Annotated in this window: 18 protein-coding genes and 1 pseudogene; 10 read left to right on the top strand and 9 right to left on the bottom strand. The window is 63.9% G+C overall.

The window, feature by feature from the left end; all coding sequences use genetic code 11:
- Positions 1 to 111 precede the first annotated feature (111 nt).
- Entirely contained in the window at positions 112 to 714 is a 603-nt protein-coding gene (locus G6N54_RS29330; RefSeq protein ID WP_232073171.1) for a sensor domain-containing protein, read from the top strand.
- An 87-nt stretch (positions 715 to 801) separates the two neighbouring features.
- On the top strand, positions 802 to 1,308 hold the full coding sequence (locus G6N54_RS29325) for a DUF2505 domain-containing protein (RefSeq protein ID WP_163794323.1): 507 nt from the start codon (positions 802 to 804) through the stop codon (positions 1,306 to 1,308).
- Here G6N54_RS29325 and G6N54_RS30910 read toward each other — a convergent pair.
- On the bottom strand, positions 1,305 to 1,622 hold the full coding sequence (locus G6N54_RS30910) for a hypothetical protein (RefSeq protein ID WP_232073169.1): 318 nt from the start codon (positions 1,620 to 1,622) through the stop codon (positions 1,305 to 1,307). The genes G6N54_RS29325 and G6N54_RS30910 overlap by 4 nt on opposite strands.
- A gap of 33 nt (positions 1,623 to 1,655) precedes the next feature.
- Here G6N54_RS30910 and G6N54_RS30905 point away from each other — a divergent pair, with 33 nt between their 5' ends.
- Together G6N54_RS30905 and G6N54_RS29315 are read left to right on the top strand one after the other, a co-directional pair.
- A complete protein-coding gene (locus G6N54_RS30905; RefSeq protein WP_232073167.1) occupies positions 1,656 to 1,919 on the top strand; it encodes a hypothetical protein in 264 nt (87 codons plus the stop codon).
- Between the two features lie 160 nt (positions 1,920 to 2,079).
- A complete protein-coding gene (locus tag G6N54_RS29315; protein WP_163794320.1) occupies positions 2,080 to 2,934 on the top strand; it encodes a GNAT family N-acetyltransferase in 855 nt (284 codons plus the stop codon).
- A 144-nt stretch (positions 2,935 to 3,078) separates the two neighbouring features.
- Here the strand turns inward: G6N54_RS29315 and G6N54_RS29310 are convergent, their stop codons facing one another.
- Positions 3,079 to 3,696, bottom strand: a complete 618-nt coding sequence (locus G6N54_RS29310) for a TetR/AcrR family transcriptional regulator (RefSeq protein WP_163788009.1) — start codon at positions 3,694 to 3,696, stop codon at positions 3,079 to 3,081.
- 128 nt (positions 3,697 to 3,824) lie between these two features.
- Here G6N54_RS29310 and G6N54_RS29305 point away from each other — a divergent pair, with 128 nt between their 5' ends.
- Positions 3,825 to 5,432, top strand: a complete 1,608-nt coding sequence (locus tag G6N54_RS29305; RefSeq protein ID WP_163794318.1) for a GMC family oxidoreductase — start codon at positions 3,825 to 3,827, stop codon at positions 5,430 to 5,432.
- Between the two features lie 378 nt (positions 5,433 to 5,810).
- Here the strand turns inward: G6N54_RS29305 and G6N54_RS29300 are convergent, their stop codons facing one another.
- On the bottom strand, positions 5,811 to 6,875 hold the full coding sequence (locus G6N54_RS29300; protein ID WP_163794316.1) for an NAD(P)H-dependent flavin oxidoreductase: 1,065 nt from the start codon (positions 6,873 to 6,875) through the stop codon (positions 5,811 to 5,813).
- A gap of 70 nt (positions 6,876 to 6,945) precedes the next feature.
- On the opposite strand from G6N54_RS29300, the gene G6N54_RS29295 reads away from it, so the two are divergent.
- Positions 6,946 to 7,626 carry a PadR family transcriptional regulator gene (locus tag G6N54_RS29295; protein WP_163794314.1) on the top strand — a complete coding sequence of 227 codons (681 nt, stop codon included), beginning with the start codon at positions 6,946 to 6,948 and terminating at the stop codon, positions 7,624 to 7,626.
- On the opposite strand, the gene G6N54_RS29290 is transcribed toward G6N54_RS29295, so the two are convergent.
- The gene (locus G6N54_RS29290; RefSeq protein WP_197939559.1) at positions 7,580 to 8,773 is read right to left on the bottom strand and encodes an MFS transporter; all 1,194 of its coding nucleotides are present in this window, start codon (positions 8,771 to 8,773) and stop codon (positions 7,580 to 7,582) included. The two genes, G6N54_RS29295 and G6N54_RS29290, sit on opposite strands and share 47 nt — an antisense overlap.
- Before the next feature lie 411 nt (positions 8,774 to 9,184).
- On the opposite strand from G6N54_RS29290, the gene G6N54_RS29285 reads away from it, so the two are divergent.
- Complete coding sequence (locus G6N54_RS29285) at positions 9,185 to 10,951, top strand: DUF3556 domain-containing protein (protein ID WP_163794310.1); 1,767 nt, start codon at positions 9,185 to 9,187, stop codon at positions 10,949 to 10,951.
- Here G6N54_RS29285 and G6N54_RS29280 read toward each other — a convergent pair.
- Both G6N54_RS29280 and htpG read right to left on the bottom strand, forming a co-directional pair.
- A complete protein-coding gene (locus tag G6N54_RS29280; RefSeq protein ID WP_163794308.1) occupies positions 10,948 to 11,160 on the bottom strand; it encodes a hypothetical protein in 213 nt (70 codons plus the stop codon). The two genes, G6N54_RS29285 and G6N54_RS29280, sit on opposite strands and share 4 nt — an antisense overlap.
- Positions 11,161 to 11,231: 71 nt before the next feature.
- Positions 11,232 to 13,169: a molecular chaperone HtpG gene (gene htpG / locus G6N54_RS29275; RefSeq protein WP_163794306.1), complete on the bottom strand. Its 1,938-nt coding sequence runs from the start codon at positions 13,167 to 13,169 to the stop codon at positions 11,232 to 11,234.
- 71 nt (positions 13,170 to 13,240) lie between these two features.
- On the opposite strand from htpG, the gene G6N54_RS29270 reads away from it, so the two are divergent.
- Positions 13,241 to 13,861 carry a TIGR03085 family metal-binding protein gene (locus G6N54_RS29270; RefSeq protein WP_163794305.1) on the top strand — a complete coding sequence of 207 codons (621 nt, stop codon included), beginning with the start codon at positions 13,241 to 13,243 and terminating at the stop codon, positions 13,859 to 13,861.
- Between the two features lie 42 nt (positions 13,862 to 13,903).
- Here G6N54_RS29270 and G6N54_RS29265 read toward each other — a convergent pair.
- A pseudogene (locus G6N54_RS29265) lies at positions 13,904 to 15,459 on the bottom strand (class I adenylate-forming enzyme family protein).
- Entirely contained in the window at positions 15,456 to 16,241 is a 786-nt protein-coding gene (locus tag G6N54_RS29260; protein ID WP_163795113.1) for an acyl-CoA thioesterase domain-containing protein, read from the bottom strand. The pseudogene G6N54_RS29265 and the gene G6N54_RS29260 overlap by 4 nt, the downstream one beginning before the upstream one ends.
- Before the next feature lie 371 nt (positions 16,242 to 16,612).
- Between G6N54_RS29260 and G6N54_RS29255 the strand changes: the two genes are divergently transcribed.
- Complete coding sequence (locus tag G6N54_RS29255) at positions 16,613 to 17,242, top strand: chitin-binding protein (RefSeq protein ID WP_170313101.1); 630 nt, start codon at positions 16,613 to 16,615, stop codon at positions 17,240 to 17,242.
- A gap of 203 nt (positions 17,243 to 17,445) precedes the next feature.
- Positions 17,446 to 18,102 (top strand): histidine phosphatase family protein, encoded by a 657-nt coding sequence (locus G6N54_RS29250; protein WP_163795111.1) that lies wholly within the window; start codon positions 17,446 to 17,448, stop codon positions 18,100 to 18,102.
- Positions 18,103 to 18,117: 15 nt separating this feature from the next.
- On the opposite strand, the gene G6N54_RS29245 is transcribed toward G6N54_RS29250, so the two are convergent.
- Positions 18,118 to 18,753: a class I SAM-dependent methyltransferase gene (locus G6N54_RS29245; RefSeq protein ID WP_163794301.1), complete on the bottom strand. Its 636-nt coding sequence runs from the start codon at positions 18,751 to 18,753 to the stop codon at positions 18,118 to 18,120.
- Positions 18,754 to 19,075: the final 322 nt, after the last annotated feature.

Here is a 19,075-nt window from a genome sequence, read left to right as displayed (position 1 = left end):
GATATTGGTCGCTGCCTGCGGCGGTGGCAACGAGGGTGGCACGGCTTCGTCGTCGACCACAACCACGACGTCATCGAAGCCTCCCTCGCGCAAGCCGCGCTCGCGAACCTCTTGCTGACTCCCGCCGAAGTCGACACCGTGCTGGGGGCCACGGGCTCCAAGGCCGACAAGACCTTCGACACGCTGCAAGAGGACAAAAGCGCCGAGGTATTCCCCAAGGGGTACAAGTTCCCCGCCGAGTGCCTCTTCATCACCGGCGAGGGCTTAGCGCCCATCTATGGCGGCAGCGGCAACACCGCGGTGCACGGCGAGCGTGACCTCGCGCCCATCCCCCCAGGTTCAAACGATCCGAACCCCGATGTCACCCAGTTCGTGGTGTTGTTTCCGTCCGCCGACCAGGCGAGCGCCTTCTTCAACACCTCGGCCCAGCGCTGGCCCACCTGCGCCAACCGCCAGGAAACCGTTCCCGGCGGCGAACCGGACGCCCCGAACATCCAATGGAAGGTGGGACCGGTTTCCAATGCCAACGGGATACTCAGCACTACCGTAAGCGTGAGTCTGAGCAAGGGCACCGACTCGATGTCCCAGACCTGTCAACGGGCGCTGACGGTTCGGAACAACGTTGTGATTGACACCGAGGCGTGCGGAAAGGATCCGGGTGACGCGGGTGTCACCGCCGCCAAACAGATCGTTGCCAAAGTCGACAAGCAGTAGTCGTCATCGCGCGCTAGTTCCCCTGACGTTCAATCGATTCGAGCAAGCCCAACACGTCGGCCGCGACTTTGGTAAGAATGAGTTGCTATGCCCCGCTCATTCGACATCGTGACTGAATCGCCTGCCAGTGTTCGACAAATCCACGCGGCGTTCAGCCGCGAGGACTATTGGCTGGCCCGGATCGCTCTCGGGGATACCAAGACCACCACCCTGGACTCGCTGAATGTCGACCCCGACGGCAGCGTGACAGTGCGCGTAACTCAGCACCTGGGGCGGCAGCTCTTGCCCGGCCCGGTCGCCAAATTCGCACCGGGCGAACTGAAACTCGTGCACGAGGAGACGTGGAAACCGGCCGATGACGGTCAGGTTCTCGGACAGGTCAACGTCTCGACTTCGCCCGGGGTGGGCGGGGCTCGCGCGGAAGCGTGGCTGGAACCGACCGGCGATGGCACCCAGTTGCGGTTCGCGGTCAAAGTGCAGGTCAAAATCCCCTTGGTGGGCGGCAAGCTCGAGAAGACCCTCGGCGAAGGTTTGTCTGAGAGCATCCCCGCGGTGCAGCGCTTCACCACCACTTGGATCGCCGACCACTCCTAGGCGACGGTGTACCGCCGGGCCTCTTGCCATGCGAGCGCGTCGAGTGTTAGCTCTGTATTCGTCAGCAACTGACGCCGCTTCGCTAATAGAAGGCCTAAGACGATGCTTCGCAGCTTGTTCCCCCTCGCAGCAATAGCACTGGGGGTTGCCGTCACCGCCTGTGGCTCGCACCAGGCTTCTGGACCCAACACATCGGGCTCCAGCTCAGCGAAACCCGTGGCTAGCAGCAGCACCACCGTTGCCCCCGCCACGACCGTTGTGCCGGCGGGAACGACCAGCGCAGCGCCCGATTGCGTCGGCTTATCGATCTGCACACCGCCTCCGCCGGACGCCGAGGGCAACCCGGCGTGTTACTACCCGATGGCTGGCAAGCGAATTCAGCCGGAGCGGGTATCGAGATTTGGTATTTCCACGAGCCGCAGAATCTGTCGAAGCCGGACAAGGTCACTGCGATCGTGCGTAAGAAGGACGGCACCAACGAGTCTCAGGATGCTGCCATCGAGGCCGGCCAACAAACCCATCGCTTCGAATTCTCGACGATCGACAAGTCCGCGGTCCAAGAGGTCCTGCTTGCGACGAGCAGTGGTCGCTGCTTCGTAATCGGCGGTTAGGCACCTCCTCACGTACCGGGCTCTCCCCCTTGTGTTTTCGCTTCCCTGAAAGACACTCGCTCCTTACTGGAAGCGTAAGCCTTTCAGCCGCAGGGTGTTTAGCTGCCGGTCAACTAGGTAGGCTACGTCGTTAGTGCTGGCGACGGATAAAGGACACCAGATGACCCGCATACGCCCCATGACGCAGGCGGACGCCAACGAGGGCGCGCGCATCTGCTACAAGGCTTTCAACGCGATCGCTGCCCGGCACAACTTTCCGTCGGATTTCCGCTCGGTGCAGCAAGCCCATGATCTCGTCGCGGCGTTACAGCCGCACCCCGGATACTTCAGCGTCGTAGCCGAATCCGACGATCGGGTCGTTGGTAGCAATTTTCTCGACGAACGTTCGGCAATCTTCGGCGTGGGCCCGGTCAGCGTGGCCACCGATGTCCAGGACAGCGGCGTCGGCCGCGCCTTGATGCAGGCCGTGCTGGACCGAAGCGCCGAGCAGCAGGCATTGGGAGTGCGGCTGGTACAGGTCGCATATCACAACCGTTCGATGAGCCTTTACACCAAGCTCGGCTTCCAGGTCCGTGAACCCCTCGCCGCAATCCAAGGCAAACCCCTGTCGATGCAGATCAGCGGATTCGACGTGCGCGCGGCCCACGAAGCGGATTTGGCCGACTGCGACAAACTCTGTCTACAGGTGCACGGCCACGACCGCAGTGGCGAACTGCGCGATGCGATCGCGCACGGATCGGCAAAGGTCGTCGAACGCGACGGCCAGATCACCGCGTACACGACCGACGTCGGTTTCACCGGCCACTCTGTTGCCGTGAGCAACGAAGATCTGATGGCGTTGATCGCCGACGCAAACGCGTTCTCCTGGAATGGATTTCTTGTTCCGTTGCGCAACGCGGAGCTTTTGCGATGGTGTTTCGACCACGGTTTGCGCGTCGTCTACATGCTGAACCTGATGGCGCTGGGGTACTACCAAGAACCACGCGGTTCCTGCCTGGCGTCGATCGGTTACTGACGAGCGTTTGCAACCGCCACTGGCGCGATCGCGGACCAGGGATACTGGCACACCGTGGACAACACGCGCCGGTGAATACCCTAGCTGCGCCCAAGTCGACGCTGAAAGCCCACGCCCTGCTGCAAGTCGACGGCCATCTGACTGCTATCCCGACGGGCTGACCACCATGTCGGCCGCCAGCGAATCGAATACTTGCGTCACGAGGTCGACCACTTCTTCACGCGTCACCTTTAATTCACCGTCCAGCCAGGCGAGTAAGTACGCGTCGGCTGCGGCCACCACCCCGACGCCGAGCAACAACCGTCTGCGGTCGTCGACGCCGCCCGCCGCCGGCAACAAATCGGCGACGAGCTGGGCCAGTTTGCGAAGCCCTACCTCGCGTTGGACCGCAACGATGGGCCCGCCCGCAAACACCTCGCGAAGCTTGATGCGCGCGTGGCCGGGCTTACCGTCCAGCGCGCGGCTGATCGCATCGATCATCGCCCGCGCCCCTTCCGAGGCCCCACTGGTGGCGTCGATCGCGACACGGCAAACGCTGACTTCCTCGTCGATGAGTTGGTCGTAGGCGGCAGCCAGCAGCGCGTCCAGATCGGCGAAGCTCTCGCCGAAATAACGATCGCGCAGCCCAGCTTGTCGCAGCACCGCCCGGATGGAAGTGCCGGCGTAGCCCTGTTCGCCGAACAACTCGATGCCCGCGTCGACCAACCGGGCACGGCGCTCGGCGACCCGCTCCGTCGCGGTCTTCCCGTCGTAATCCCTCATTCCAAACCTTCTGATCGCACGCGTCCCATGATGCAAAGACTAGGACAACCTGCGCTGTTAGCGCCAGACTATGTGAAGGCAGTCATCATCTGATTGTATCTGTATCCAGATAGAGGTACGTTCGGCGCATGACATCTTCACCGCAAAATTCTTTCGACTACGTGATAGTCGGAGCCGGTAGCGCCGGGTGCGTGCTGGCCAATCGATTGTCCGAAGACCCGTCGGTTCAAGTGCTCTTACTGGAGGCAGGCCCCGAGGACACCCAGGACGCAATTCGGGTCCCCGCCATCTTCAGTTCCCTATTCGGGACGGAAGTCGACTGGGATTATCGCCTCGAACCGCAGACGAACTATCAGGGATCAATGGCCTACCCGCGCGGCAAGACGCTGGGTGGTTCATCCTCGATCAATCTGATGGTCTACATCCGCGGCGACCGCTCCGACTTCGACGGCTGGAGCGAACGCGGCTGCGCTGGTTGGGATTACGACAGCGTGCTGCCCTATTTCATCAAGGCAGAGAACAACAGCAGACTCGGCGAACCGCTGCACGGTCAGAGCGGTCCCCTACACGTCGAGGACCGGATGTTCACGCATGAGCTTTCGCACAATTGGATCAGCGCGGCGAGCGAATGGGGTCTGGCTACCACCGACGACTTCAATGGTGCCGCCCAGATCGGTTCGGGCGCTTATCAAGTCAGCTGTCATGAAGGTTGGCGCTGGTCGGGCGCCGACGGCTATCTGAGACCGGCGCTCGGGCGCCCCAACCTCACCGTGCGGGTCAACGCGCTTGCCACCCGGGTTCTCTTGTCGGGGACGCGCGCCACCGGCGTGGCCTACCTGCACGCTGACGCAGAGACGACCGCCTATGCCGGGGCCGAGGTGATTCTCGCCGGCGGTACCGTCAACTCCTCGCAACTGTTGCTGCTGTCGGGCATCGGTCCGGCCGACCCGCTGCGGGCACTAGGGATCGACGTGAAAGTCGACGTGCCGGGCGTCGGGGAGAATCTGCACGATCACACGATGACCCCGATCGTCTGGGCAACCCAGGGTTCGACGGATCTGCTGGAGATGGCTAGCCCGGAAAATCTTGCGATCTGGCAAGACCGGCGCGGTGTCCCCTTCGCCTCCAACGGCGGTGAGGTCGGCGGATTCCTATCCACCTCTGGCGACGGCATCCCAAACATCCAATTCATCGGGGGACCAACATCATTCGTCGACCATGGCCGCTTCAGCCCGCCGCTGTCCAATTTCACGATGAACGCCGCCGTAACCCACCCGCGCAGCCGTGGCCGGCTCTGGCTGGGCCACGCCGACCCGCTGAAGCCTCCTCGCATCGATCCCGCCTACTTCTCCGATCCGGCAGATATTCACGAAACCATCGCAGGCCTGAGCGCGGCGATCGAGATCGCGCAGCAGCCTTCCTTGCGGAAGTTCTTCAAAGGCATGAACCTGCCCACCGAGGTGAATCTGGACCAAGCCGCCCTGGCCGCTCACGCCAGGAACTGGTCGCAGACCGAATACCACGCGGTTGGTACCTGCGCGATGGGTGTCGACGAACGCGCCGTGGTCGATCCCGAGCTCAAAGTTCGCGGCGTCGAGGGACTTCGGGTCGTTGACGCGTCGGTGATGCCCGCAATCATCAGTGGGAACACCAACGCGGCGACGGTAATGATCGCCGAAAAAGGCGCCGACCTGATCAAGAATTCCAGGTGTCCACGCGCGGATACGCGCCGCTGACGGCCCGCGCCGAGTCACGGCCCACTGCAAACCCAAACCACCGCTAAGACAAATATGGACAGCAGGGCGAGTGTGCAGACCAAACAACGAATGTTGGCCAGCACGTAGCAATCGGACTCGCAACTGAGATGGGCGATCGCCATGCGCCCGGCACAGGCCACACGAAGCACCCTCAGCTGTGAACGTCTATCGAATGTCTCACCCTGATTAGCGTCGTGCTGCTGGAACTCGATGATGGTCCGCGTAGTCGGATGCATCAGCAAGATCCCGCGCCATCCATCACCGGCCACCCGGTCGATTTCGGTCAGGTCTAATAGCGCGGCCCACCATCGGGCGCTGACCTCGGCGTCCCGAACGGAGAACGAAATGTGCGAGACCCTACTGAATGTCGGCATTACCACCCGCTGAGCCTTGACGTGGACGGCAATAATATGCGCGCGCCTGGCTCATCATCTGCTCGATGATCTCGGCGGCGGGCGCGATGCGCCGAACCGCGCCCACTCCCTGCCCGGCCGGATAGACCATTGACTCCCAATCACCGCTGGTCTCGGGAGTCGGGGGCAGCGCCGACCTCGCCGGCAGGTCGTAGGGCAGGTTGACCGAGTGCGGAAATAGTCGTGTGCGCCCGATGGTCCCGTTGTGCTGAGCAGCGCTTGCCTCGGCGCTATGCACCGCGGGGGTCGCCAGAAGCCGGTAGGGTTGATCGGGCCACTCAGGTCCGAAGGCCCTGGTACGCAACGTCTTACCGGGCATATCGATGAGTCGACGCTGGTACTCGGGATGCGCATTGGCTTCTGTCGCGGCGACCAGGGCGGTGCCCACCCATACCCCGTCCGCACCAGCCCGTAGAGCGGCGGCTGCGGCCGTACCGTCGGAAATACCGCCGGCCGCCAGCAGAAGCATGTCGGGCCAGTTGTGCCGGACGATACGCAACAGCGCGTCCAACGGTGTGCGTCCGCGGGCATGGCCACCTGCTTCGCTGCCCTGCGCGACGATTCCGCCGACGCCGAATCCGATTGCCATTGCGGCAATCTCCGGTGACGACGCCTGCATCCACACGCGTATTCCCGCCGCGCGCAGCGCCATGACCCAGTGCGCCGGGGGCGGGTCGTGGTGAAACACGACCAGGGGCACGTTCAGGCGGATGCATTCGTCGACATGTTCGTCGGTGCTGGCCGGGCCGAGCCCCGTGTTGGCACAGATGAGATCGACGCCGAACGGGCCAGAGGTCAAGGCGCGCAACCGTTCTACCATCACGGACAGGCTTTCGGCAGGATCCGGGGAGGCGCCGAGTACACCCAATCCGCCGGCGTTGGTGACCGCCGCAGCGAGCCGTTCGTGTGCAATGAATCCCATACCCGCGCCAACGAGCGGGTAGCGCAGGGCGTATTCGCGGGTCAACCGCGTCGCAAAGCGAGGCGCGTTGTCGGTCGAATCGGGCATGCCGCCTCCTCAGAAATGCTGCATATCGGAGCATTTTCCATATTAGTCCGATCTGGAGTATTCTCAACCCATGTCTCGCAAGCAGCTGAGCCCGACATCCTTCGCGATCCTCGGGCTGCTCTCTATCCGGCCGTTCACGACTTATGAACTCGCACAACAGATGGAGCGGGCACTGAGCTGGTTCTGGCCACGGGCGGCCAGCATGATCTACGAGGAGCCGAAGAAGCTGGCCTCCGCGGGCCTAGCCGACTCGACGGTCACCTTCACGGGCAAACGGCGCAGCACCGTCTACGAGATCACCGACGCCGGGCGCGACGCGCTGCGCGACTGGCTGGATGCACCCGCCGCCGGGATGCGGATGGAATCCGAAGCGATGATCAAGGTGGCGTTCGCCGACGCCGGCGACGTCGATCAGTTCCGCTCGACGGTGGCCGAAATCCGGGCCGACGCCGAGGCGCGACTCGCTGAAATCATGGACAGATCAACGGAGTACACCACCACGGGTGGGCCATTCCCTGATCGCCTGCCCGTCGCCGCGATCACGGGCAAGCTACTGATGGGACAACACGAGGCGGTTATCCGCTGGGCTCGCTGGGCCGAAGACGCGCTTGCGGAATGGACCGGCGTCACGCCGGCGACCGGCGCTACGGTGCCACCGTATTCGTTCACTTCAGGCTGGCCCGCGCAAGACGGCGACGAATCCCCTACTGGGGCAGCATCTCGCCGTGCGTCTCGGGCGCCAGCGGAATGATGAACAGTCCGGCTAAGAACACGATCGCCGTCAGAGCAACGGGGAAGCCCAGGGTGTATGAGTGCAGCACTGCCGCGCCGAGCAAGAAGTTCACGCCGGCACCGACGAACCGGCTGATCGACGTGCAGAATGCGAACGCCGTTGCGCGCACCCGCGTCTCGAACTGCTCGGGCAGCCAGAGACTGAACAGCGCGAATTTGCCGCCGAAGAAGCCCAGCACGAACAGCCACGCGATAAATGGCGCGAGGCCGTTGGGCAGATAGAACGCCCAGCCGAAGCTGCCCGTGATCGCGACCGCCATTCCCTCGAAATAGATCGCGCACGTCTTCCTGCGTCCGACGCGCTCCGCGATCACCGGCAGGACGAGACAGCCCAGGATGGTTCCGATCGACAACAAGCCCGTCGCCCACGAAGCCGTTCTGGTCGCGTCACCCCTGCCCAGACCCGCGTGCTGGGCGAGCTGAATCACGGCCGTCGGTTCGTAAACGGTGCCCGCCCACAAGCCCACGATCGCAATCGTCAGTAGCCCGCACGCCACCCACGTGCGACGCCGGTAGCGCACGCCAAGGATTTCACGCAGGGGATTCGTCTGGACCGAGCTCGCCGCCTCGACGCGCTGCCATTTCTCGGTCTCCTTCACCCGCGTCAGGATCAGAATTGCGACCACCACTGGTACCGCGCCGATCAGAAACATTGCGCGCCAACCGAAGTGAACTCCGATCGTGTAATTGAGCGCCGCGGCCAAGAAGAAGCCCGCGTAATAACCGGTCTGCAAATAGCCCGCACCCATCTTGCGCCGATCCTCTGGCCAGGCCTCGGCCACATAGGTCCCGGCGAGGGCCCATTCGCCCCCGATCCCGACACCCGCGATGAAACGGAACACGGCAAGCTCCCAGACGTTTTCCGCCATGGCCGAAAGCCCGGTGAAGATCGCGAAAGTGAAGATGGTCGCCGCCAGTACCTTGGTCCGCCCGAAGCGGTCGGCGATCGGCCCCCAGATGAAGGAAAGACCCCACCCCACGAGAAACAGGGCGAACAGAACCGAGCCCACCAACCCGACATTGGCCGAGGTTGCGGATATCCCCGATCGCGGCAACAGCTCGGTCAGCGCGGGCGCGAGTACCAGCGCGTAGATGAAGGAATCCATCCCATCGAGCGTCCAACCGGTCCACGCGCCCCAGAAACCCACGATTTGTGAGCGGTTGAGCGGCGTCCGATGGCGTGCGGGCACTGCCTGTTCTGTCGTTGAACTCATTTCGCCCTCTCGCTGAACAACATCCACTGAACGACCATCGCGTAGCACGCAAGTGGCAGAGCTGAAGTCGCTATGGCGGTCCGCGCTTCGAGCACGGTGCGATGGCAAACGTGTCACCACAGCGTATTTCGTTACAACGCGCTAGCGAAGACCCACAATGAGCGTGTCATCAGAAGGCAATGCGTGTTGTCGTTCGGCTGTCGAGTTTTGATCGCCGCATTCGAAGCCAAGCTCACGATTAGATGGCGTGGTGGCGCTACATTGAGTAATCGCCTACTAGGTTCAATGCGGAACGAGGCCAGCATGGGATTCATCACGCCGGACCTTCCAGACGTCGATCGCGACACCTGGTCCTCGCTGCCCCGGTCCACGCGGATGCAGGTGGTGACGCGGCACTGGGTGGAGCACGGCTTCGGCACCCCGTATGCGATCTATCTGCTCTATGTGCTCAAGATGGCCGCGTACACCGGCGGGGCCGCAGCGCTCATCTCGCTCACCCCCGGCCTGGGCGGCCTGGATCGCATCGAACAGTGGTGGACCCAGCCGATCGTGTACCAGAAGGTCGTGGTCTACACGCTGCTATTCGAAGTGCACGGTCTGGGCTGCGGGTCCGGGCCGCTCACGGCAAGGTTCTGGCCCCCAATCGGAGGATTTCTCTATTGGTTACGGCCGAACACGATTCGTCTGCCGCCCTGGCCGCACGTGGTTCCTTTCACCCGCGGCGATAGTCGCTCGATCATCGACGTGGTCCTCTACGCGATCGTGCTGGCCTCCGGCGTCTGGGCGCTGCTGTCACCAGGCCGCGGCGGGCCGGTCACCGCGGCGGGCGATGTCGGCCTGCTCGATCCGGCCCTGCTGACGCCGGCGATCATCGCCCTGGCGCTGCTGGGTCTGCGCGACAAGACGGCGTTCCTGGCCGCGCGCGGCGAACACTACTGGCTGACCCTATTCGTGTTCTTCTTCGGTTTCACCGATCAGATCGCCGGCTTCAAAATCATCATGCTCGGGCTGTGGTGGGGCGCGGCGACGTCCAAGCTCAACCATCATTTTCCGTACGTCGTAGCGGTGATGACGAGCAATCACCCGCTATTGCGCAGCAAACTGTTCAACTGGGTCAAACACCGGCTCTACCGCGACCCGGTCAATGATCTGCGTCCGTCGTGGGTGCCCAAAGTCATGGCGCACGTGGGTGGCACCACGGCCGAATTCCTGGTGCCACTGGTTCTGGTTTTCTTCGCGGACGGTCATCGCTGGGCGTGGTTTCTGATCGCCTTCATGGTGATCTTCCATCTCAACATCATTTCCAACCTGCCGATGGGGGTTCCGTTGGAGTGGAATGTGTTCCTGATCTTCTCGCTGTTCTATCTGTTCGGGCACTACAACACAATTCACGCGACGGACCTTCAGTCGCCGCTTTTGCTGGCCATCCTCGTCGTCGCGCTGGCCGTGGTGCCGATTCTGGGAAACCTTTTCCCCCAGCAGTTTTCATTCCTCCCAGCGATGGGCTACTACGCCGGCAACTGGGCGACCAGTGTGTGGTGCTTCCGCGCGGGTGCCGAAGCGAAGATCGAAGCCAACGTCGTGAAAAGCTCTGCGCTCACGGCCAAGCAACTCACCAGGCTGTACGACGAGGCGACCGCCGAGATCACGATCGACAAGGCCGGCGCGTTTCGGTCGATGCACACTCATGGTCGCGCGCTCAACGGGCTGCTGCCCCGCGCCGTCGACGACGAGGCCGCGTACCGGATGCGCGAGGGCGAAGCCGTCGCCGGCCCGCTGGTCGGCTGGAACTTCGGCGAAGGCCACCTGCACAACGAGCAACTGTTGGAGGCGTTGCAGCGGCGTTGCTCGTTCGACGAGGGCGACGTCCGGGTGGTCATTCTCGAAGGCCAACCCATCCACACCCAACGGCAGTGGTATCGGATCGCGGACGCGAAGGCCGGGGTGATCGAGGAAGGCTACGTCACCGTCGAGGATATGTTGGCGCGTCAGCCGTGGCCCGAGCCCGGCGACGAGTTCCCCGTCCACCTGACGCGCGATGCGGCCGAAGGGCTGTCCACTGCCGACTAGTTGCGCGGACGCCGACTCGCCGGGGCAGTAAAGCCCCCGGTGTCGTCGAAGGACGCCCACGAGCCGTTGTCGTCGACCTCCATACGCCAACCCAGCTCAGTACTGCCCGCGACGGTGTCCATAAACCATGCGTGGGCAGCCTCTGCGCTGTCCAAATTCTTCGCCGCGACTATCTCGCCATGCGGGTCGATAGCTCGAAACGTGGCCATGCGAGGTGATTATCCCCTTCAGCCAAGTTTCAATCGGTTGGAACTTCGACCGGCGGGCGCGTTTTGCCTGCTTACAGCATGCGAGTCAATTGATTCGCCAAGAGCTCAGCGAATCTGGCCGGGTCCTCGAGAGCACCGCCCTCGGCCAGCAGAGCCGTTCCGTACAACAATTCGGCGGTCTCGGCGACCGTCGGATCGTCGGCCCGTTCTTGGTGGGCTCGGCGCAACCCGGTGATCAGCGGGTGATCCGGATTGAGCTCCAGAATCCGTTTCCCGATCGGGATGTTCTGGCCGGAAGCCTGGTAGATGCGGGCGAGCGCGGGACTTATCCCGAACGCGTCGGTGATCAGACAGGCCGGCGATTCCGTCAGGCGACTGGAGAGCCGCACCTCCTTGACGTGGTCGCTCAACGTCTCTTTCAGCCAGGTCAGCAGGTCTGCGAACTCCTTCTCCCGCTCCTCGCGTTCGGCATCGCTGGATTCCTCGTCGGAATCGAGGTCCACCTCGCCCTTGGCCACCGACTGCAGAGGCTTGCCGTCGAACTCGGTCACAGTGCCCACCCAGACCTCGTCGACGGGGTCGGTGAGAATGAGAACCTCGTAACCCTTGGCCTTGAAGGCCTCGAGGTGCGGCGACTTCAGGATTTGCTGCCGCGTCTCGCCGGTGGCGTAGAAGATCTGCTCCTGCCCTTCCTTCATGCGCCCGACGTATTCGGCGAGGGTGGCGGCGTCCTCCTCGCTGTGCGTCGACGCGAACGAGGAGATCTGCAGCAGGGTGTCCTGATTGTCGACGTCGGAGAGCAGGCCCTCTTTGAGGACGCGACCGAACTGGGTCCAGAAGGTGCGATAGTCCTCGGGCCGCTCGGACTGCAGCTCCTTGATCGTGGACAGGACCTTCTTGGTCAGCCGGCGACGAATCGCGTTGATCTGCCGATCTTGCTGCAGGATTTCGCGAGAAACGTTGAGCGACAGGTCTTGTGCGTCGACCACACCCTTGACGAACCGCAGGTACTCGGGCATGAGCTGGTCACAATCGCCCATGATGAACACCCGCTTGACGTACAGGTGCACCCCGATCTGGGCGTCACGGTTGAACAGGTCGAACGGCGCGTGCGACGGAATGAACAGCAGCGCCTGGTACTCGAAGGTGCCCTCGGCCTTCATCACGATGACCTCGAGCGGGTCGTCCCAGGCGTGCGCGATGTGCTTGTAGAACTCCTTGTACTCCTCGTCGGACACTTCGTCCTTGGGCCTGGCCCACAGCGCCTTCATCGAGTTCAAGGTCTCGGTCTCGATGGTGACGACCTCGTCACCACCCTCGGCCCCTTCTTCCTGGGAGGCCGGTGTGCGCCGCTCCACGTCCATCCGGATGGGCCAGGCGATGAAATCCGAGTACTGCTTGACGAGGCTCCGGAGCTTCCACTCCGAGGTGTAATCGTGCAGCTCGTCTTCGGTGTCTTCGGGTTTGAGGTGCAGGGTGACCGCGGTTCCCTGCGGGGCGTCTTCGACGGACTCGATGGTGTAGGTGCCCTCACCGGTCGATTCCCACCTGGTGGCTTCGCTTTCACCGGCCTTGTGCGTCAGCAGCTCGACCTTGTCGGCCACCATGAATGAGGAGTAGAAGCCGATACCGAACTGGCCGATCAACTCCTCGGACGCCGCCTCGTTCTTGGCCTCCCTGAGCTGCTGACGCAGCTCGGCGGTGCCCGATTTGGCGAGGGTGCCGATCAGGCCGATGACCTCGTCGCGCGTCATGCCGATGCCGTTGTCGCGGATGGTAAGCGTGCGCGCGCCCTTGTCCACGTCGATCTCGATATGGAGATCAGACGTGTCGACGTCGAGGTCCTTGTTGCGGAACGCCTCCAGCCGCAGCTTGTCCAGAGCATCCGACGCGTTCGAGATCAACTCCCGCAGAAACGAGTCCTTGTTGGAGTAGACCGAGTGAACCATCAGGTCGAGGAGCTGCCGCGCCTCGGCCTGGAATTCCAATTGCTCAACACCCGCATTCATGGGATCCAAATCTACCGTTGTGGTCGGGCTCTACGCTGAAGGGGTCAGCCCACCCGGTGAAGGGAATTCAGGTGTCTGTTGCGCAACGCGAGCGTGCCGCCCTCGTCGACACCATGCGCAGCGTCGGGCCGGACGCGCCGACCTTGTGCGACGGCTGGACAACCCGAGATTTGGCCGCTCACCTTGTGATTCGCGAATATCGTCCCGACGCCTCGCCCGAAATCCTCATCCCGTTCTTCGCCGGCCACACTGCCAAGGTGCAAAACGACGTGGCGGAGCGGACCGATTGGGATGCGCTGCTGGCCAAGGTCGCGTCCGGGCCGCCGGTTTACTCGCCGCTGAAGCTGCTCGACCCGGTGGCCAATATCGGCGAGATGTTCATTCACCACGAGGACGTGCGTCGTGCGCAGCCGGGCTGGACGCCGCGCGTCCTGGAGCCGGCCCTGGCCAAGAGCCTGCGTCGCACGCTTCCGCTGATGGCCCGGATGACGCTATCGAAAGTTCCCGGCCGGGTCGCATTGCGTCTCCCGGAGGGCAAGACGGTGCTGATCGCGGGCAGCGGCCCGGCCGTCACCGTGACCGGTGCGCCCGAAGAGCTGCTGCTGTTCTCGGTCGGGCGAGCGGCCCGCGTCGAGTTCGACGGCGATGGGGCCGCGGTGCAGGCCGTCCGCGATGCGCCCAAGGGGCTGTAGCCCGATGTCACAGGAAGATGTGGTTTCGCATTCCGATTGACCTCACAGCTGGTCTCGACCGAACGCCTCGCGCAGACCCTTCTTGATGACTTTGCCGAATTGATTGCGCGGCAGGCTGTCGACGATGACCAAGCGCTCGGGATGCTTGTAACGGCTCAGACCCAGCGAATAGCAATGCTGCACCAGGGATTCCAACAAAACGTCGTCAGCCGAAGCAGGTACCACGACGGCGCAGACCCGCTCCCCCGCGCTGCTGTCGGGCACCCCGATGACAGCGACGTCGCCGACGGCGGGATCGGTGGCGAGCACGTTTTCGATTTCGAGGGCGGAGATGTTCTCCGCATTGCGGATGATCGCATCCTTGATTCGGCCGGTGACCCGGACGTTGCCGTCGGCGTCGATCAGCCCGAGATCGCCGGTGCGCAACCAGCCGTCGACGTCGAACGCGTCGGCGTCGAGGGTGGCGTCCGCATAGCCAAGGAAGCACTGCGGTCCCTTGAGTCGCAGCTCCCCTTCCTGGCCGACGGCCAGTTCGTTCTCGCGGCTGTCGACCACGCGGATGCTGACTCCCGGTACCGGTGCGCCGACGGTGTAGTCGAGCACCTCGGGCGCGGCGTTGAGCGGCGGTGAGGTCGCCACGGGAAACTCGGTCATTCCCCACGCGTTGGCAATGCCGGGCATTCCGAAGGTCTCGCGGACCTGCCGTCCCACTTCGGCGGTGATCGGCGCGCCTCCGGCTATGCAACCCGCAGCGCGCCGAAGAGAGGCCGATCACCATGGGCCCGCTGGGCTTCGAGGAAGGCCACGAAAAACGGTGTGGCCGTGCCCAAGAAGGTCGGATTGTGCGCCGCGATCGCCAGCGGTGTCGCGACCGGATCGAATACCTCGAAGAGCGCCAGGCGCATGCCGGTCATCAGAGCGGCGGCCACCATAGCGGCCCCGCCGATATGGGAGATCGGAAAGGCAATCGGATCCACATCGTCGGCGGTGATGCCCATCGCGGCCACCATCCCACGCGAGCCGGCGATCACCGTGCTGTCGGTGTGACGAATCCCCTTGGGCGCCGCGGTGGTTCCCGACGAGTAGTAGATCCACTGGTTGTCGCCATCGGGTGACGCCGTGAGCGTCTCGAGGCCGGCACGCGGCAGCCGTAGCTCATCGGCCAGCGGAGGTGTCGCCAGGTCGAGGGTGATGACCTCGAAGCCCTGCGCCGATGCCAACGACCGAGCAAGCGCGCCGTGATCGAATCCGCGCCAAACTTCAGGAACCACCAAGAATTCGGTCGACAGCTGCCCGGTGATGAAGCCGACCTCACGCTCGCGCAATATCGGAACGATCGGATTTTGCACCGCGCCGAGTCGCGCCAGGGCCGCCATGACCACCACCGTCTCGAGCGTGGTTGGCAGCTGCCAGGACACCATCGCTCCGGCACGGATCCCACGTTCGGCCAACGCGGCGGCCGTCGCGCATGCGGCATCGTGAAGCTGACGTGCGCTTTGGCTCCGGCCATAGTCGTCGGCGAAAAGCGGTCGATTCGGCCGGCGCTGAGCCGCGTCGGCGATCAACGTCCAGAAGGTGACGTCGGCTCCGGTCGTCATCCAGCCGACGGCAAGTCCGAGGGTGGTAGAAACCCGGAGTGCGCGATCGACGCCGACACCGCGCTGCCGACCGGTCCGAGGTGGTCCACGAGCACCGCCGAACCGTTGGCCACTCCATCGTCGCTGTAATGAGTCAACGCGGCCAGCCCGATGTGCGGCCCCTCGGGAAGTCGGCTCAGGGTCAGCGTGTAGTCGACGTTGATGAACTCGAGCGCCTTCGTGCCCCAGTTGGCGGTGGCGGCGGTGACATCGGCGCACAGTGCCACGCGGGTGAACGGCGTGAGGGGCTCGTCATCGATCAGCGGACGTGTTTCGTGTAGCCAGGTGTACTTCGGTCCGGTCGTGTCCCATTCGGGATCGGGGTTTTGAAGCTCGCCGCCCCAACCGTAGGTTCGCAGGAACAGCGTCGGCGCGCCTCCGTCGAGTTCGGTGGGCAACCGCGGCATCTGTAAAGGTTGCGACCACACTTTGCCGTCCGGCTGCGAGCCGCGCCGCAAGAACAGCGCGTTGGCGCGTGCGACCGGTTCGCCCCGCTGGATGAGAAACGCCTCGACCAGCCGCAATCGTCTGCGTTCGTGGTGCACCTTGGTGTGCAGGTCGAACGGCTCGAGTGCGGCCGGTGCGGGCAGGTCGACCGTTAGCCGTGCGGGTTGGAACTCGAGGTCGTCGACCATACCCTCGAGAGCCGCGGCCAGGATGCCACCGACCACGTGCCCACTCATGGACGGGCCCCACCCGCCGCGTGCCATTGCCGTTGGCACGTAGCGACTTTCGTCGCGCATGAAGTACGGCGGCGTCGTTGAATCGACGTCATCCGGCAGGGCATTCGGCCGGGTCACCACATGAATCTCCGCGCGAACTGAGCTTTCATCCCTATTCCTCCTGTGAGGTGAGCAACAGTAGATGTTACAGTTCGTCTTCCCGGCCGCGAGATATGCGGTTGTTATTTAGTCGAAACTCCACGCGCTCAGCACTATTGACTTTCTCGGCAGGACGTCGGCCCGCCGGCCCGCCCGTCGATCCGCGGCTACCGTACATCCGCCAAAGCCCTCGCAGGCGTAAGACACAGCCGACTCATAGCGAGCCTTTCTAGCCTTGAGCGAGTTGGGGGTCAACGTTCGATTTATCCACTAGATAAATACGTGGGGAAAGTATAAAACTCAAGCAAATGATTGCGGCGGCCACGCTTACCGGCGCCTTTAGTGCAGCAGCGCTGGGCGTGGGCGTGGGATTGGCGAATGCCGCTCCAGGTACACCACCTGCGGCTCCAGGAGGCCACGGCGCTCCTGGCCCGGGAGGCCACGGCGCTCCGGCCGGCCCAAATGATCCCGGCGGCCCCGGTGGACCGGGCGGCCCGGGTGGTCCCGGAGAACACGGCCCAGGTGGCCCCGGTGGACCTCAAGGTGGTCCCGGCGGCCCCGGACCCGATGGCCCTGGTGGGCCCGGACATCCCGGCGGCCCCGGTTTCAATGGTCCGGGTGGACCTGGCGGACCGGGTGGGCCGGGTGGACCTGGCGGACCGGGTGGGCCGGGTGGCCCTGGCGGGCCGTGGCACGGGGATCCGCACCGCGGATACTTCAACAACGCGCCATGGGGCAACGGACCTGCCCCTTGGGGTCCGGGTGAACCGCCTCGGCCGGCGTGGGATCGACCCCTCCCGCCGCCAGGGGGCCCGTGGAACTATGGCCCGATCAACTACTGGGGCTACCAGGAAACTCCCGTGTGGGATCCCGGTTTCAACGCCTGGGGCTTCTGGTTCTTCGGAGTCTGGATTCCGCTGTAAATAGTTGACCTCGACCCGACACGAAGCCCGTTTCGCCGCCTGGCGAGGCGGGCGTCGTGCGTTGTTGTGCGGCCTTGGGCGGCACGCTTGCGCGCAACGCTTTACACTTCTCGCGTGAATCTGCGGATGACGACGACGTATTCGCGCGTGTGGGTGAAATCGCCGTGAACATACGACGTTTCGTCGCGGTCGCCCTCGTCGCGATGCTGGCCGCGAGCTGGACGCCCGCACATGCCGCCGGCAATCGCAATATCACCTTGACTTTCGTTCGACATGCCCAGTCGGCGGCCAATGCATCGGGACTGATCGACACCACGGTCCCGGGCCCCGAACTGTCGCCGAGAGGTTTCTGCCAGGCGAGCGTGGTGGGTGCAGAGTTGGCGCCCAACCATTACGACGGTGTCTACGCGTCAACCATGATCCGGACTCAGGAGACGGCCACACCGACGTCGCAATTGCTGGGTGAACAGATCACCGTGCTGCCCGGGCTGCGGGAGATCGAGGCCGGCAAGTTCGAGGGCACGCCCGAGGCCGACATACCCCAGACCTACTTCGCCGCTCCCGCGCGCTGGATACAGGGCGACCGTACCGCTCGGATCCCCGGTTCCGTGGATGGCAACGAGTTCAACGCGCGGTTCACCGAAGCGGTCCAGCGCATCTACGACACCGGAGAGCAGAACCCGGTCGCGTTCTCACACAGCGCGGCGATCATGTTCTGGGTGTTGATGAACGCGCGCAATGCGGACCCGTCGTTGCTGAAGACCCAGTCGTTGACCAACGTGGGTCACGTGGTGCTCACGGGAGATCCTTCCGACGGCTGGACATTGACCGAATGGGATGCCGATCCCCCGCCGTGCTGATTTCCTGACCGGCCCCTAGCTTTTGATGCCGATGGTCACCACGTCGGATACGAAGCGCAGCCAGAATGCCCGCGGGATGCGGTGCTGATCGGTAACCGTGAAGCCGGCACCCTCGAAGGTCGAGCGCACCTCCGCGGGCGACGCATTGTGCTGTGGTTTCCACCTATTCACCGACGACACATGCAGCAGGGTTTGTCGCGTGCTGAGCGCGGAGACGGCCACAAGTCCGCCCGGCGCCAGTACGCGATGAAACTCTCGCAACGCTGCCGGCTGGTCGAAGAAGTGGAACGCCGAGGTCGTCACGACGGCATCGAGGGTGCCGTCGTCGAAGGGCAGCTGCTCGGCTGGGCCGCGCCGCCATTGCACCCGATCAGATCTGGCACGCGCCTGGGCGAGCATGCCGTCCGACATGTCTACGCCGTAGATGACCTCGGGGTGTAATTCACGCTCGATGCGGTCGCTGAGAATTCCTGTTCCACAGGCGATGTCAGCGATCCTGCGCGATTGATGATCACGCAGCCGCGCGATCACCTCGTCGTGCGGCGGACGGTACACCCACTGCTGCAGCATCGGCTGGTCGTAGGCCGGTGCTAGGAAAGTCCAAATCCGGGTGACGGCACGGTTGAGCTCCCGACGTCGCGGTGCGGTCATATGACATGTCTAGTGCCGCCCGGGAACTCCCGGTCCACCGGGGCCACCAGGGCCGCCCGGTCCGCCGGGGCCACCAGGTCCGCCCGGCCCGCCCGGCCCGTTTGCGGCGGGAAGCACGAACACGCATTGGTTTAACTCGACGCTCCAGGCCCAGCCCGGGGCGCAGTACGGGTCGGCCCGGCTGAACACGGGCGCGGCCATCCAGGCCGCCGGCAACCCCGCCAACACGAGAGCCAACACGCCTATCGCGCAACGCTGTAGCAATCGCGGGCGAGCTAGCGCCCTATTCGTCTTGGTCATCTAGGTTCTCCTCCCCGCAAAC

Source organism: Mycobacterium stomatepiae (assembly GCF_010731715.1).
GTDB classification, from domain to species: domain Bacteria; phylum Actinomycetota; class Actinomycetes; order Mycobacteriales; family Mycobacteriaceae; genus Mycobacterium; species Mycobacterium stomatepiae.
The sequence above is the reverse complement of the archived record's forward strand: the minus strand, read 5'-3'. Positions and strand labels throughout refer to the sequence as shown.